At 60.7% G+C, this 15,061-nt stretch carries 15 protein-coding genes and 1 pseudogene; 10 read left to right on the top strand and 6 right to left on the bottom strand.

Features of this window, described 5'->3' with window-relative positions; translation table 11 throughout:
* Window positions 1-175: 175 nt before the first annotated feature.
* Complete coding sequence (gene gnd / locus PW789_RS13005) at window positions 176-1,636, top strand: decarboxylating NADP(+)-dependent phosphogluconate dehydrogenase (protein ID WP_299377044.1); 1,461 nt, start codon at window positions 176-178, stop codon at window positions 1,634-1,636.
* A gap of 108 nt (window positions 1,637-1,744) precedes the next feature.
* Here the strand turns inward: gnd and PW789_RS13000 are convergent, their stop codons facing one another.
* Window positions 1,745-2,017, bottom strand: a complete 273-nt coding sequence (locus tag PW789_RS13000) for a hypothetical protein (RefSeq protein ID WP_299377042.1) — start codon at window positions 2,015-2,017, stop codon at window positions 1,745-1,747.
* A gap of 186 nt (window positions 2,018-2,203) precedes the next feature.
* The gene (locus PW789_RS12995; protein WP_299377040.1) at window positions 2,204-2,377 is read right to left on the bottom strand and encodes a hypothetical protein; all 174 of its coding nucleotides are present in this window, start codon (window positions 2,375-2,377) and stop codon (window positions 2,204-2,206) included.
* Window positions 2,378-2,562: 185 nt separating this feature from the next.
* On the opposite strand from PW789_RS12995, the gene PW789_RS12990 reads away from it, so the two are divergent.
* The 3 genes from PW789_RS12990 to PW789_RS12980 all read left to right on the top strand — a co-directional run bounded on the left by PW789_RS12990 (window position 2,563) and on the right by PW789_RS12980 (window position 5,128).
* Window positions 2,563-2,949: an iron-sulfur cluster assembly accessory protein gene (locus PW789_RS12990; protein WP_299377038.1), complete on the top strand. Its 387-nt coding sequence runs from the start codon at window positions 2,563-2,565 to the stop codon at window positions 2,947-2,949.
* A 161-nt stretch (window positions 2,950-3,110) separates the two neighbouring features.
* Window positions 3,111-4,310, top strand: coding sequence for a type II secretion system F family protein (locus PW789_RS12985; RefSeq protein WP_299377036.1), 1,200 nt, complete (start codon window positions 3,111-3,113; stop codon window positions 4,308-4,310).
* A gap of 137 nt (window positions 4,311-4,447) precedes the next feature.
* On the top strand, window positions 4,448-5,128 hold the full coding sequence (locus PW789_RS12980; protein WP_299377034.1) for a DUF2959 family protein: 681 nt from the start codon (window positions 4,448-4,450) through the stop codon (window positions 5,126-5,128).
* Window positions 5,129-5,143: 15 nt separating this feature from the next.
* Here PW789_RS12980 and PW789_RS12975 read toward each other — a convergent pair whose 3' ends face one another.
* Window positions 5,144-5,707: an HdeD family acid-resistance protein gene (locus tag PW789_RS12975; protein ID WP_299377032.1), complete on the bottom strand. Its 564-nt coding sequence runs from the start codon at window positions 5,705-5,707 to the stop codon at window positions 5,144-5,146.
* A 276-nt stretch (window positions 5,708-5,983) separates the two neighbouring features.
* On the opposite strand from PW789_RS12975, the pseudogene PW789_RS12970 reads away from it, so the two are divergent.
* From PW789_RS12970 to PW789_RS12945, 6 genes and pseudogenes are all read left to right on the top strand, one after another.
* Window positions 5,984-7,619 (top strand): annotated as a pseudogene (locus PW789_RS12970) (GspE/PulE family protein).
* Window positions 7,620-7,658: 39 nt separating this feature from the next.
* On the top strand, window positions 7,659-8,690 hold the full coding sequence (locus tag PW789_RS12965) for a hypothetical protein (RefSeq protein ID WP_299377030.1): 1,032 nt from the start codon (window positions 7,659-7,661) through the stop codon (window positions 8,688-8,690).
* Complete coding sequence (locus PW789_RS12960; protein WP_299377028.1) at window positions 8,690-9,499, top strand: PilN domain-containing protein; 810 nt, start codon at window positions 8,690-8,692, stop codon at window positions 9,497-9,499. Before PW789_RS12965 ends, PW789_RS12960 begins: the two co-directional genes overlap by 1 nt.
* Entirely contained in the window at window positions 9,496-10,170 is a 675-nt protein-coding gene (locus PW789_RS12955) for a hypothetical protein (RefSeq protein WP_299377026.1), read from the top strand. The genes PW789_RS12960 and PW789_RS12955 overlap by 4 nt, the downstream gene beginning before the upstream one ends.
* Window positions 10,167-10,784: a hypothetical protein gene (locus PW789_RS12950; protein WP_299377025.1), complete on the top strand. Its 618-nt coding sequence runs from the start codon at window positions 10,167-10,169 to the stop codon at window positions 10,782-10,784. The genes PW789_RS12955 and PW789_RS12950 overlap by 4 nt, the downstream gene beginning before the upstream one ends.
* An 11-nt stretch (window positions 10,785-10,795) precedes the next feature.
* A complete protein-coding gene (locus PW789_RS12945; RefSeq protein WP_299377023.1) occupies window positions 10,796-11,740 on the top strand; it encodes a type II secretion system protein in 945 nt (314 codons plus the stop codon).
* A 301-nt stretch (window positions 11,741-12,041) separates the two neighbouring features.
* Here the strand turns inward: PW789_RS12945 and PW789_RS12940 are convergent, their stop codons facing one another.
* From PW789_RS12940 to PW789_RS12930, 3 genes are all read right to left on the bottom strand, one after another.
* Window positions 12,042-12,404, bottom strand: a complete 363-nt coding sequence (locus PW789_RS12940; protein WP_299377021.1) for a VOC family protein — start codon at window positions 12,402-12,404, stop codon at window positions 12,042-12,044.
* Window positions 12,405-12,630: 226 nt separating this feature from the next.
* Window positions 12,631-14,232, bottom strand: coding sequence for a DHA2 family efflux MFS transporter permease subunit (locus tag PW789_RS12935; RefSeq protein WP_299377019.1), 1,602 nt, complete (start codon window positions 14,230-14,232; stop codon window positions 12,631-12,633).
* Between the two features lie 237 nt (window positions 14,233-14,469).
* A complete protein-coding gene (locus PW789_RS12930) occupies window positions 14,470-14,793 on the bottom strand; it encodes a hypothetical protein (RefSeq protein WP_299377017.1) in 324 nt (107 codons plus the stop codon).
* Between the last annotated feature and the right edge of the window lie 268 nt (window positions 14,794-15,061).

The raw sequence follows: 15,061 nt of genomic DNA, 5'->3' as shown, positions 1-15,061 counted from the left end.
AGGGTCCCGGTAATCGGGGCCCTCATTGTTTTTGGGAAATACCACTCTTCTGAGTCTGTAACGGAATCGCACTGTCATGTTGTTATGTCCGTGTGATAGAAAGTCGAGACCGGTCGAAAGCTCCATTTGAAATTGTTTTCCCATTTGAAACTCGACCGGCTTTGGAGACAAGTGCATGTCTGAAGGAACCTGCGATATCGGTTTGGTTGGTCTGGCCGTCATGGGCCAGAACCTTGTATTGAACATGAACGACCACGGATACAAAGTTGCGGTCTTTAACCGCACGACATCCAAGGTCGACGATTTCATCAACAACGAGGCGAAGGGCACCCAGGTGGTCGGCGCTCACTCGGCCGAGGAGCTGTGCAAGCTCCTTAAAAGTCCACGCCGCGTGATGCTGATGGTCAAGGCCGGCGATGTCGTCGACCAGACCATCGACCACATCCTGCCTTACCTCGAAAAGGGAGATATCCTCATCGACGGCGGCAACTCGCTCTTCACCGACACCAACCGCCGCACCAAGGAGCTCGCAGAGAAGGGCATCCTGTTCATCGGCACCGGTGTTTCGGGCGGTGAGGAGGGCGCACGCTTCGGTCCCTCCATCATGCCCGGCGGTAACCCCGAGGCATGGCCGCATGTGAAGGAGATCTTCCAGGCGATCGCCGCCAAGGTAGAAGACGGTACTCCCTGCTGCGACTGGGTCGGGCAGGAGGGCGCAGGTCACTACGTCAAGATGGTCCACAACGGCATCGAGTACGGCGACATCCAGTTGATCTGCGAGGCCTACCAGTTGATGCAGGAGGCGCTCGGCGCGACCCCGGATGAGTTGGCGCAGATCTTTGCCGACTGGAACAAGGGCGAGCTCGACAGCTATCTCATCGAGATCACCGCCCAGATCTTCGCGAAGAAAGACGATGACGGCAAGCCGATGATCGATAAGATCCTCGACACCGCAGGCCAGAAGGGAACCGGTAAGTGGACGGCGATCTCTGCGCTCGACCTCGGCCAGCCGGTAACGCTGATCGGCGAAAGCGTCTTTGCACGCTGCCTCTCCGCGCTCAAGGAAGAACGCGTCGCTGCATCTAAGGTTCTCGAAGGACCGAAGAAGGTGCTCACCGTCTCTGAGAAGAAGGAGTTCATCGAAGACGTACGCCGCGCTTTGTACTGCTCGAAGATGGTCAGCTACGCCCAGGGCTACATGCTGCTGCGCGCGGTCGAGAAGGAGCAGGGCTGGGAGCTGAATATGGGCGGCATCGCATTGATGTGGCGTGGCGGCTGCATCATCCGCAGCGCCTTCCTCGGTGACATCAAGGCCGCCTTCGACAAGAACCCCAAGCTGCAGAACCTTCTGCTGGATGACTTCTTCTCGAGTGCGCTGAACAAGTACGGCTGGTCGTGGCGCAAGGCCATCATCCATGCCATCGAGATTGGCGTGCCGATGCCTGCGTTCTCAACCGCGCTGGCCTTCTACGACGGCTATCGCACAGAGCGTCTGCCGGCAAACCTGCTCCAGGCGCAGCGTGATTTCTTCGGCGCGCACACCTACGAGCGCGTCGACAAGCCTCGCGGCGAGTTCTTCCATACCAACTGGACCGGCCGCGGCGGCCGTGTCTCTTCGACCACTTACAACGCCTGATTGCAGGACCGCATGACAGAAGGGGCAAGCCTCATGGCGTTGCCCCTTCTGTCTGCTCAGGATGACCCGGGAACTGGTGCTTCTAAAGGATTGGGTTGCGCAGATCTGCTATTGCAGACGCTGCCATGCGTCGTAGGTAAAGATGCCGACGATGCCGACCGTCATGGCCGCAGCGGCAACTCCCAGGGCGCGGATGGCGGGCTGGAGCTGGTTGACCTTCCGGATAATCTCTTTCTGCTCCTGTTGTTCGTGCGATTCGGAGTTGCTGAGAAAGAGCTGGTCTTCTTCGTAGCGAGTGAGCTGACCGCGATAGGCGAGTAGGGCGAGAAAACAGGCTGCCACCACTCCCCAGACAATGAGCATGATCGGAATTGCACTCATACTTTGTACCTCCACCCACTTAAGGGCCGAACCACATTGGGCGGTTCACCTGCTGGTCCTTTGCGGGCCGGCAGCAGGTTCGCGTGGCAGCAGGTCGCCGTCCGACGGCATAATACGCCTCGCTTGGAACAAAACACCAATATTTTCGAATCAGGAATTTGGCTGTTGAATCTGGGCAGGTTCTATCTAGTGATGAACCAGAATATAGAGGGCCGCGACTCCTACCCCCAGCACGCCAAGAATAACCAGGCCCATCAGTGCTGCAATAAACTTGGCGGCTCGATCTGCTGCCTCGGGCGTTGGCTGCGTGATGCCAAACGTATTAATGAAGGCCTCGGCGAGAAAGAGCAGTGGTTTCATAGGCTTTGGTGGAGGTGACAAACCTGATGGTACCAGCTTTAAGGACCTCTGCATCCGTCGAACCCTGGCTGCATCTAAAAGAGATATGGAGTGGATAGGCCCTGATCCGCTCCGCCTGGGGAGGTTTCAGGCTTGCTCCCAACCCAGGCCGGGCATACACTGAGAAGGTCTAACAAGGAGATTCGATGTCCACTGCAACCGTTACCCCTACCGCTGAAGTTGTTACCGGAGCGCCAGTTTCGACCCAGCCGGTGAACCTTACCCCTGCGGCGATCGCCAAGGTGAAGGACATCATGTCGTCTCAGGATCCGGTTCCGGCGGGCCTGCGCATTGGCGTGGTCGGCGGCGGATGCTCTGGTTTCCAGTACTCCATGTCGTTTGAGAATCAGAGCGGCATGATGGATAAGGTCTATAAGTTCGAGGACCTCAAGGTCTTCGTCGACGCGACCTCGGCTATGTACCTGGTTAACTGCACCGTCGATTACGTCGAGACTCTCGAGGCTGCTGGCTTCAAGTTCGAGAACGCTGCCGTCAAGTCGACCTGCGGCTGTGGTTCCAGCTTCAGCGTCTAAATCGCTGATAAGAAACTTCTGACAAGAGCCCCGGTTTCGCGCCGGGGCTTTTTGCTGTCCGTCGCAAACCGGCGAATCCTGTTGTGCAGCGTCTAAGATAAGAGCGACGGCCTTTCTGCGGAAGGGCAACGATCTTTCGTCTCCGAGGGTAAACGCAGCGTATGAATGAGTTTGTGGTCCGGCTCTCCGACGAACGAGGTCGTGTGCAGGAACAGACCCACACGGCCGCGAGCGCCGAGGAGCTACGCGCGCGTTTCACCCAGGCCGGCTATTACGTCTACTCGGTCAAAGCGCGGGGTGCGATGGCCTCGGCTGGCCGCAAGAAGGTCAAGCTTGAGACCTTCCTCATCTTTAATCAGCAGTTCCTCACTCTCATCCGTGCTGGCCTGCCGATCCTTGGTTCGCTGGAACTGCTCAGCAAGCGCCAGAAGGTCATGCACTTCCGCCTTCAACTGGAGGATGTTGCCGCTCGGGTCAAGACCGGCGAGTCGATCTCGCAGGCCTTCGAGGCGCAGGGTGGCTTTCCCATCGTCTACACGACGACGCTCCTCGCTGGCGAACGCTCGGGAAATCTGGAAGAGGTGCTCGATCGCTTCCTCAGCTTTCAGCGCGTCTCGCTGACCTTCCGCAAGAAGCTGACGGCCAGCCTCATCTATCCGGCATTGCTCATCATTATGGTGATCGTGCTCTTTATCGGCCTCATCACGTTTGTCGTTCCGCGGTTTGGCCAGCTCTATGAGCAGCTGGGAACGACCCTGCCTTCGCTTACTGTCTTCCTGCTCAACCTCGGGCACAAGGCACAGGATTATGGCATCTACTTCGGGGCCGTGGTCGGCGCGCTGATCTTCTTATTCTTCCGCTGGACCAAGACCGATGCCGGAGCGATGGCAGTCGACAGGGTACGCATCAGCCTTCCCGTCATCGGTGTTGTCTGGCTCAAATATCAGGTTGGCCTCTTCTCTCGAACCCTGTCGACGCTGCTGACCGGCGGTCTGCCGCTGGTGCCTTCGCTCGAAACCGCGGCACGGTCGATCGACTCCAAGCAGGTCGCCAACGCCGTCTTTCGTTCCGTCGAAACCGTGCGCGAGGGCAAGGGGCTGGCTCGCAGCCTGGAGCAGACCAAGGCCTTCCCAGAACTCGCCATCGAGATGATCGAGGTGGGCGAATCGACCGGCGCTCTTCCGCAGATGCTCAACTCCGTCGCCGAGTTCTTCGAAGAGGATGTGCAGACGAACCTGACCGCGGCGATGAGCCTCATCGAGCCGCTCATCCTGATCGTCATGGGAGTCGTCGTCGTGACGATCCTGATCGCGCTTTACCTGCCGATCTTCAGCCTCAGCGCCAACGGTATGGGGCACTAAGCGTCTTCATCCCGTCGTCACGAAGTGAAATTCAGCAAGTCCATGGATGGCTTAACTAAAGTTCTCTAGTATGCTCGCAGAACCCGGGAGAACATTGAGCTTCTTCTCTCCACACGATCTCTGGTAAGTAAGAGGGAATGATGGCTTTTGCAGTGAAACATCGTTATGCGATACCGGTCCTGTCCGTTGCGATCCTGCTCTCCGGCTGTACGCGCACCTACTACAAGGCCATGGCGACGCTGGGCAAGGAGAAACGCGACATCCTCGTCTCCCGGGTCAAGGACTCGCGCAAGGAGCAACAGCAGGCCAAGGAGCAGATTAAGACCACCATGGAGCGGTTTCAGGAGCTCACCGGCTTCCAGGGCGGATCGCTGGAGAAGAGTTACAAGGAGTTGAACGGCCAGTACGAAAAGGCCGCCGACAGCGCACAGAAGCTCCACGATCGCATCGGGTCCATCGACCAGGTCTCCTCCGACATGTTCAAGGAGTGGCAGAAGGAGATCGACGGCATGGACAACCGCAACCTGAAGCAGCAGTCGGCCGCCATGCTGCGCCAGTCCCGTCTGCAGGAGGCCGGGTACATCAAGTCCATGCGCCAGACCGAGGCCCGCATGACGCCGGTGCTGAAGTCCTTCCAGGACCAGGTCACCTTCCTCAAGCACAACCTCAATGCCCGCGCGATCGGCTCGCTCAAAGGCACCTCCGCACGGATCTCCACCGACGTCGATGTGCTGATGGTGCAGATCGACGGTTCCATGGCGCAGGCCGACGCGCTGATCAACTCGCTGAACAGCGCGGACAACGCCCCGTCAAAGTAATGGTGAGCTGCGGTTTTACGGGAGCGTGCTGACCGCGCGCTTGGCTGCCAGAGCCAGCATCAGGCGCGAGAAGCCGCTGAACAGCATGCTGATGCCGACCAGCGTTCCGACCGCCCATAGAGCGCTGGCCGGCCACGATCTCCAGATCATCAACGCCAGGACGAAGGTCACCAGCCCATCGAGGAGCAGCCATCCCGCCCCGCTGCGCGGCCTTACCTGGAAGTAATGGATGACCTCGAAGATGGCCTCGACGAACAGATAGATCGCCAGCAGCAGCGTCAGCGAAGCCAGACCGGCCAGCGGATGCAGCAGAACGTAAACGCCGGTGATCAGGTAGACCGCGCCCAGCAGCAGCTCCCACAGCAGGCTGCCTGCCGCGTGCGTCTTGAAGGCGTAGATGAAGTGAGTGACGCCGCTGACCACCATCGCCCAGCCGACGAAGATGGCGATGCCGATGCCGCCGATGAAGGGAATCATCAGGGTGAGGAATCCAGCGATGATCAGCAGAATGCTGAGGAGGATGGACCAGTTAATGGCTTTTCCGGTGATGGTGGGGACGGAAGGGGCAGCGCTGCTCATGGCGAAAGGTCCTCCAAATGATGTGAGATTCTTCGGATTCCAGTTGCTGATAAACGGCCCGGCCGGATAGTACGATAGAGAAGCAGTTCCACTTGCCGATGGCAGGGAGCTCTGGCCCGAACGTATCGTACGATCGGCACGTACTTTGTTGTAGTTAGAGGGTACACCGACTCGTCTCTCCGCGCGAAACCAGCTGCGGGGATTGCCAGGCTCTCGGAGATGGCCAGTTTCCGAGCTCATGTTGTAACAGTTAGGCACCACAGGAGTCTTACGGGTATGGCGAATATTCCCCTGGCAATTCCGCTGGCTGAGGCGGGCGCTAACGAGTTGGAGCGGGCTCAGACGCTCGCTCGTCGTTACCACTCCGAATTCGTCGATCTTAAGAACTTCAAGATTCAGCACGACCTGTTCAAACGTGTCCCTGTCGACATGATGTTCCGCTACAGCTTCGTGCCGCTGGAGCAGGTAGGGCAGCGTCTCGCCATCGCAGTCTCCGACCCGTCGAAGCTCATGGTGCTCGACGAGATCGCCGGCCTGCTGGGTACCCGTCTCGAGACCCGCGTCGCAACGCTCTCGCAGATCAACGAGCTGCTGAAGAAGACCGAGCAGTCGCAGCGCGTGCTCGACGAGGCCAGCGAAGGCCTCGCCTTCGACGTGCTTTCAAACGACGACAATCCGGACGAGAACATCTCTATCGAGCGGCTCACCAGCGAGGACGACATCTCGCCCATCATTCGCCTGGTGGATACGACGATCTTCACCGCGCTCGAACGCCGCGCCTCGGATATTCATCTCGAGACCTTCGACGACTCGCTGCAGGTAAAGTACCGCATCGACGGCGTGCTGCAGCAGGCCATGGCGCCTATCGCCCGCGAACATCACCAGACGATCCTCTCGCGTATCAAGGTCATGAGCGAACTCGACATCGCCGAGCGCCGCGTACCACAGGACGGCCGTTTCCGTGTTCGCTTACAAGGGCCGCCTCATCGACTTCCGCGTCTCGATCATGCCGACCGTCCACGGCGAAAACGCCGTGCTCCGTGTGCTCGATAAAGAGTCGATGAGCGAGAAGTTCAAGAAGCTCTCGCTCGAAGTTGTCGGGTTCGCGGAACGCGACCTGGAACGCTTCCGCCGTTACATCAAGGAGCCGTACGGCATGGTGCTCGTCACCGGCCCGACGGGTTCCGGTAAGACGACGACCCTCTACGCCGCTCTGAATGAGATCAAGAGCGAAGAGGACAAGATCATCACCATCGAAGACCCGGTCGAGTACCAGATTCGCGGCATCACGCAGATTCCCGTCAACGAGAAGAAGGGGCTGACCTTCGCCCGCGGTCTGCGTTCGATCCTGCGTCATGACCCGGACAAGATCCTCGTCGGTGAGATCCGCGATGCGGAGACCGCGCAGATCGCCATCAACTCGGCGCTGACCGGTCACCTCGTCTTCACCACGGTCCATGCAAACAACGTGGTCGACGTTCTGGGACGCTTCCTGAACATGGGCGTCGAGCCGTACAACTTCGTCTCCGCGTTGAACTGCATCCTGGCGCAACGTCTGGTGCGTCAGATCTGCGAGTTCTGCGTGCGCGACGTGTACTACGACGACGCAGAGCTGATAGCCAGCGGTCTCGAGCCCCGGGACTGGCGGGGGTTTCCGTTCCGCGAAGGAGCTGGCTGCATCGAGTGCGGCGGAACCGGCTATCGCGGCCGTTCGGCTATTCATGAGCTGCTGGAGCTGGATGACGAGATCCGCGAGATGCTGCTCTCGAAGAAGCCGGGAAGCGAGATCCGCAAGAAGGCTCGCGAGAAGGGAATGGCCTTCCTGCGCGATTCCGCGCTGGAGCGCGTCAAGGCCGGAATCACGACCCTCAAAGAGATCAATAAGGTGACATTTATTGAGGCAGGCCGCTAGCGCAGGGCTCGCAGGAAAGAACAAGGTAAGCTGAACGGGATGGAGATTCTTCCTAAAAATCTGGGGACGCGCCCGAGGCTGGCGGTCGAACTTCGCCACGAGGGAATCGTCGCCGCGCGGGCTGAGGATGCAGCAGCGCTGCTGACCGCCGTCGCGGAGCGTGCACTGCCCGAGGGAGCATTTGTCTCCGGCCTCAAAGGCGGTCTGTTTCAGAACAACGCGCTGATCACCTCGTCCCTGCGCGAGGCGCTTGATGCCGCCGCCGGATCGCGCGGGGAGCGCATTCGCTACCTGACGCTTATCGTGCCGGACAGCTCGGTGCGTGTCCTGTTGCTGGAGTTCGACGAGCTTCCTGCCAAGGCCGCCGAAGCGCTTCCTATCATCCGCTTCCGTTTGAAGAAGTTGGTTCCGTTCGACGTTGAGAACGCGATGGTGAGCTACCAGGTGATGTCGCAGGAGAGCGGCATGGTGCGTGTGCTCGCGGTGGCGATGCCTGCCGAAGTACTCGCCGAATATGAGAGTGTTGTGAGTGCCGCCGGCTACATCACGGGTGCAGTGCTGCCCTCGACCCTTGCCGCGTTGGCGGGAGCCGAGGAACAGGATGCTCCGATTCTGCTGGTGAACGTCAGCCGCAACGGCGTCACGACGGCGATTGTGCGCGGCGGAACGCTGCTGCTGCATCGTGCCCTGGATCTCTCCGGTGAGATCAGCGAGCCGATCGCGGTTCCGGTGTTACAGGGCCCGGCTGCCGTAGAGCAGCTGGAGGCGGAGGCGCGCTTTGAGTCGCAGCTGATCGAGGCAACGGCCGGAGAGCAGTCGAATGCACGCGAGATCGTGCAGGCGATCAGTGTCGCCGTGGCCTACTTTGAAGACACGCTCTCGATGCTTCCGGATGCAGCGATCGCCGCCGGAACGATCTCCGCAGAGAGTCTGCGTTCGCTGCTTGCGACCTATGACATGACGGGGTTGAACGTGCAGCAGGCGCTGAGCGTCGAAGGACTGGCCGCTGGCGTCAGCTTGCGGGTGGATCGCAGCTGGCTGGCAGGCGTTCGAGGAGCGTTGAGAAACTAATGCGGGTTTCGGTCAATCTTGCAACGCGGCCCTTTGTCGAACTGCGCCCGCTCTTTGCCAAACTCAGGCTGGCGACGATTGGGCTTGTGGTTCTGGCGATCATCTTTATGTTCATGCTGCGCTCGCTGCGGGCCAAGGCGGATGTTGCCGAGACGGAGATGAATGCGCTCAAGGGCAAGACGCAGCAGTATCAGCAGGAGCGTCAGCGGAACGAGTCGCGCATGCGGCAGCCGCAGAATATGGCAGTCCTGGAGCGCAGCCAGTTTCTCAACGCACTCTTCGCCCGCAAGGGATTCAGCTGGACCTCGGTGATGATGGATCTTGAGCGCGTGCTGCCCGGCGGCGTGCAGGTCACCAGCATCGATCCCACCACATCGAAGACCGGCGAGGTCAGCATCCGTCTGCGCATCAGCGGGGAGCGGGAACGCGCTGTCGAGCTGGTTCGCAACCTCGAACATTCGCAGCGCTTTATCAGCCCACGGCTCTCGGGAGAGCAGATGCAGGCTCAGGATACCGGCCGCGTAGCGCTTCATCCGACCACAATGCCCGGTGCGGTTGAGTTCGACATCTTGAGTGGTTACAACCCGCTGCAGCAGGATGCGAAGTCCGGTAAGGCCGATAAGTCTGAGAGCGGTAAGTCCTCTTCGAAGAAGGCAGGCACACCGAAGGCACCGAAGACTGGTGCAACCGGAGCGGTAGACGCAAACGGGGCGTCGAAACCGCAGACCATATCGCGCAGGGCTCGCGGCGTGAAGGCCGCACCTCCGAATCAGCGCCACCTGGCGACGCCGCAGGGAGGTGTGCGATGACTCCGATGACGCGTGTGGCAGCGGTCGCACAGAGCGTGCAGGGTGTCTCCGAGCGGACGCGGCGGCTGATGACGCGGCGCAATACGTATTACGGCGTGGTTGGTGTGCTGGCGGCGATCAATCTCTACTTGCTGGTGCAGATGGGATTGGCGTGGCGGCGGGCGAACAGCCAGGATGCAAGTGCGCTGGCGCAGCAGACGGTCGTGATGAAGACGGCTGAGATCGCCAAGAAGCCGCTCGAAGGGCTGGATGAAAAGCTCTCAGTCGCGACCACCGACGCCGACAAGTTTTACGAGGCACGACTTCCGGTCTCTTATTCGCAGGTGCTGACCGAGCTGGGTGCGCTGACGTCGAAGCAGGGCGTCAAACTGGTGCGTGTGCAGTACGCCTACTCGCCTGTTCTGGAGAGCGGCAAGGCTTTGACCGAAATTCGCATGGATGCGAGCCTCAATGGTGATTACCGTCCGCTAGTCCTTTTCATCAACTCGCTGGAGCGGGACAAGATGTTCTTTCTGATCAGCGGGGTCACGCTGACCGGACAGCAGAGCGGCATGGTCGGACTGCGGCTGCGTTTGACGACGTATTTGCGTCCCAGCGTGCCTGGCGGACAACCGGAGAAACCAGCCGATCCGGTTCCGGATGATGCCGGGGAAGGGAGTGCGACGCAATGAGGTTCACTCCCGATCAGCAGAAGAAAGGCCTTGCGATTGGCGCGTTTGTGCTGCTCGCTGGTGGAATTCTGTACTACCAGCTGAGTGACGATAGTCCGGCACCGCGGCCTGCGGCGGTTGCTCCCGCAGCGACGGTGCCGACGCCTAATGCAGGACCGACATTGAACGCGGCTCGCACCACGCCTGGGACGGCAAAGAGCGTAGGCACGACTTCAGCTCAGCTCGATCCGACGCTGCACATGGAGGCGATGCTGACCGCCGAACATGTCGCATATGAGGGCAGTGGAAGGAACATCTTCTCCGCGAACTCGGCACCGGTCGATATTCCCAAGCCGGTGGCGGCGGCCCGGCCCAAGGGCGTGACGGCGACGCCGGTATCGCTGGCTCCGCTGGGGCCGCCTCCACCACCGCCGATCGACCTGAAGTTCTTCGGTGTGGCGATCTCGGGCGGCAAGCGCGAAGCCTTTCTATTGCATGGGCAGGATGTCTTCCTGGCCAAGGATGGCGATATTGTGCAGCGGCGCTACCAGGTGATCACCGTCCTGAACAATTCGGTGGTCGTGGAAGACAAGACCAACAACAACCGGCAGACACTGCCGCTGGTGATGCACTAGAGAGCCGACGTATGCAGCCGAGACGGGACATTCCGGCGCAGAATGGCGAAGAGGGATACATCCTCCTCGGCGCGGTGGTGCTGGTGTTCCTGGTGTTGCTGGCGCTGTCGGTTGCGGCGGCCAAGGTCTCGCGTGAGCTGCGGCGCGATCGCGAGGTGGAGGCGATTCATCGCGGCAACGAGTATGTCCGCGCGATCCAGCTCTACTATCGCAAGTTCGGCCACTATCCCGGCACCATCGAGCAGCTGGAGAAGTCGAACAACATCCGTTTTCTGCGGCAGAAGTACGAGGACCCGATGACGGGCAAGCCTGACTGGAGGATCATTCACCAGGGCGAGGCGAAGACGACGGTGAAGGGCTTCTTCGGCCAGCCGCTGGCGGGTCTGCCGGGAAGCTCAGGCGGCCTGGGCTCGGCGGCGTCGATGGTCTCGGCGGGGCAGACGTCGACGGTGGGCGGAAGCTCCGGTTCGCTGGGGAGCTCTCTGGGAAGCTCGAGTCCGACTTCGGGTGGCTTCAGCCTGGGCGGCTCGACCTCTTCTTCGGGCACCTCCGGGCTGACGGGCTCTTCCTCGACGGGTTCTACGGTGTCGTCTTCGTCGGGATCGTCGTCCGGTGTGAGTAGCCAGTCAGCGACGAGCGGCGGGATTGGCGGCGGCGGCGCGATCGTCGGTGTGGGCAGCTCGAAGACAGGTGAGTCGATCAGCGTGTTGAACGAGCAGACGACGTACCAGACGTGGGAGTTTCTCTACGACCCGCGGATTGAGCAGCTGAAGGCGAATGCTGCGCTGCTGGGCGGGGCCTCCTCGACGGGCACGAACGGATTTGGTTCGAGCGGGTCTTCGACCTCGCCGACGAACTCCAGCAGCCCGTTCGGGTCGAATAATTCTTTGGGTTCAGGCAGCTCGTTTGGGTCGTCGAGTCCGACGACACCAACGACGTCGACCACGCCGCAGTAGGACCCTCTCCCCCGGTTCGATTTTTCGCAAAGTATTCCATCGAAACGATTTTTTGGCGCGGTTACCTTTGGGGGATGATCGCCTCCCCCTGAAGCATCGATGTGCTTTTGCTGATGGAAGGGGGCCCGAATTCCAGTGTATCGGTTTGGGATCAATTGATCGGCATCCTGCAAGTGTCAGATTCTTTACGACTTGTTGCGATTGCTCGCTTGACAGCGGAGCGCGCTGTGGGCGGATTGCTGCTGGCGCAGACTACCTGACGGCTGCGGAGGCCGGGGATGGTAGAGGATGCCTGCGCGGCCTACTTCTTCGATTCCCAGAGGGCGATGGTGGCTCCGGTGGGGTCGGTGAGGATGGAGAACCAGCCGTGGCCGGGAACCTCCTGGTCGCGCATGAGCAGCTTGGCTCCGAGGGAGATGGCCTTGTCGGTGGCGGACTTGAGATTCTCGACGCCGATGTAGGGGAGCCAGGCCTTCGCGGTGGGCGCGTCGGGTATGGAGAAGATGCCGCCGCCGGGGCCGTTGTCGGGCTTGAAGGTGGAGTAGGTCCCGGCCGGACCCATGTCCATCTCCTCGAAGGTCCAACCGAAGAGATCGCCGTAAAAGGACTTTGCCTTGGCCTGGTCGGGGGTGTTGAGTTCCATGTGTACGAATGGATTTGCCATGATTGGCTCCTTGCGCTGGTGATCTGCTGCGGAGAAATCTTAGAGGGTTTTGGATTGCCTGTGGAGCAGATTGTGGGGAATGTGACGAAGCAAGGTGCGTTTGTGTTCGAAAAGCAGGTCCCTCCGTTGCGGCGCTGCGCGCCTTCGGTCGGGATGACAGGCGGTTTGGATGGCCTGTTGGGGCTGCGCGCTGCTGCAGCGGGGGCGATAACGATGTCGATGCACGCTAGTGGACGTTGGCCGGGCCTTTGCCGGGCTTCACTTTTTTGAGCATCCAGACGGCGAAGACGCAGCCGAAGCTGAGGAGGGAGAGCCAGCGGAAGACCTCGACGAAGGCCCAGGTGGTGGCCTGGCGCTGGAGCTCCATGTAAATGCGAGCCTGGGCGGGGGCGAGGGAGTTGCCGGGGCCGAAGGGGCCATCGCCGTAGCCGTGGGAGAAGTAGCTTTGGAGGGCGTGAAGGCGCTCCTGGAACTGCTGTCCGGTGATGGGGACGGCGTTGGCGATGAAGTTCTGGTGGGCGGCGCTGCGGCGGGTGATGAGCGTCTGGGCGACGGAGATGCCGATGGAGCCGCCGATGTTGCGCATGAGGTTGAAGAGGCCGCTGGCGTTGCCGAGCTGCTCGTTGGGCAGGGTGCCGTAGGCGGCGGTGGTGATGGGGACGAAGACGAAGCTGAGACCGAAGCCGGTGATGAGGATGGGGATCAGCAGGGTGGTGGGGGAGACGTCGAGGGTGATCTCGCCGAAGTAGAAGGTGGTGAGGCCGAAGACGATGAAGCCGAAGGTGAGCAGCAGGCGGGGATCGACCTTGTTGGAGAGGTAGCCGATGATGGGCATGCCGCAGACGGCTCCAATGCCGCGCGGAGCGACGACGATGCCGGCGGTGAAGGCGGTGTAGCCGAGCAGCTCCTGGTAGAAGAGCGGCAGCACGGTGACGGTGGAGTAGATGGCGATGCCGAAGAGGAAGATGAGCAGGCAGCCGATGGCGAAGTTGCGGTCCTTGAGGATCTTGAGATTGACGAGCGGGTTTCGGTGCTTCCAGCTGATCCAGAGCCACCAGGCGAAGGCGGTGACCATGAAGCAGAAGGCCCAGCGCAGCCAGGTAGCTCCGAACCAGTCGTCTTCCTGCCCCTTGTCGAGGATGATCTGGAGGCAGCCGGTCCAGACGACGAGGGTGCCGAAGCCGAGGTTGTCGAAGGGGGGAACCTTGGCGTTCTTAATGTAAGGCGGGTCGTGAACGAAGCGGGAGATCATGACGATGGCGAGGATGCCGATGGGGATGTTGATGTAGAAGGCGTAGCGCCAGGAGTAGGTGTCGGTGAGCCAGCCGCCGAGGGTGGGGCCGAGGACGGGGGCGACGACGACTCCGAAGGCGAAGACGGCGGCTGCGGCTCCGCGCTTGGCTGGAGGGAAGGACTCGAAGAGGATGGCCTGCGAGAGCGGCTGGAGGGCACCTCCGCCTGCGCCCTGGACGATGCGGGCCAGCAGCATGAGAGGCAGCGTGGGTGCGGCTCCGCAGGCGAAGCTGGCGACGGTGAAGATGATGACGCAGGTGACGAGGAATCGCTTGCGTCCGAAGCGCAGAGAGCACCAGTTGCTGGCGGGCAGAACGATGGCGTTGGCGACCAGGTAGCTGGTGAGGACCCAGGTGGCCTCATCGTTGGAGGCCGAAAGGGAGCCGGCGATGTAGGGCAGGGCGACCGAGGCGATGGCGGTGTCGAGCACCTCCATGAAGGTGGCCAGCATGACGGACATGGCGATGAGCCAGGGATTAACTCCCTGCCTCACTTCAGCGGAGTGATCCGCGGGAACGGTCGCAGTGCTGGACATGGTCGGCCTTTACGGTGACTTTGAAGCGTCCTGATGGAGGTCGTCTAACTATGTAGAAGCAAGGTAAGACGTTCAGGATGCTTGATTCCAGACTCGAAAGAGTGAGATTGGCGTGATTTGTCGATTTGTTCACGCCTGTCACGGACAGAGCGTCTTTACGCAGAGCCGCGATGTGGCGCGATCCTGCTGACGATCTTTGCGGGCGGCGGCAGGAACTGCGGAACCCGGCAATGCCGTTTACGGACGGGCGGAGCGGGCGTCGTAGCGATGCCCCATGCCGTCGATGTGGGAGAGGTGCAGGCGGAGGTCGGATGTGGCCTGGTGGTAGCGGGGGACGGGGGCGTGCCGGATTGCGGGGGAGCTGCGATAGTCGATGTTTTCCATCCGCCGGGATGCGGTCGTGGTGCTGCTGCCGGAGCACCAGGCGGAGAATCGGGCGGCGGTGCTGGAGGAGCATCCGGAGAGGAGGCCTGCGAGAAGCCCGGCGAGGCCGAGGAAGGCGACTTTAAGGGGGCGGCGCGTGGTGCGAATGGGGAACGGCTTGCGGTTATGCGAAGACATGGGTACCTCCGAGGCAGAGGATGGGTTCAGCGTGCAGAGCAACAGGTATTGCGTGATGAAGGTTAACGTCAGTGGTTCCTGTGAGCCAATGACTCATTCGTAGCATGAAACGCGAAAGTTTGGCTGAGAAAACAGCAAAAAAGGTTTGCTAAGCGTCTGAAGAGACAGGGATAGGGGAAACTGCATCCTGTATACGATAGAGAGCATCAGATAGGTTGACAGTAAGTGACTCAAGGTGTGATGATGACGCTGTGAGTCATCTGATTTC

This window comes from Edaphobacter sp. (genome assembly GCF_028283685.1).
Classification (GTDB): Bacteria; Acidobacteriota; Terriglobia; order Terriglobales; family Acidobacteriaceae; genus Edaphobacter.
This window is presented reverse-complemented; position numbering and strand designations above follow the sequence as displayed.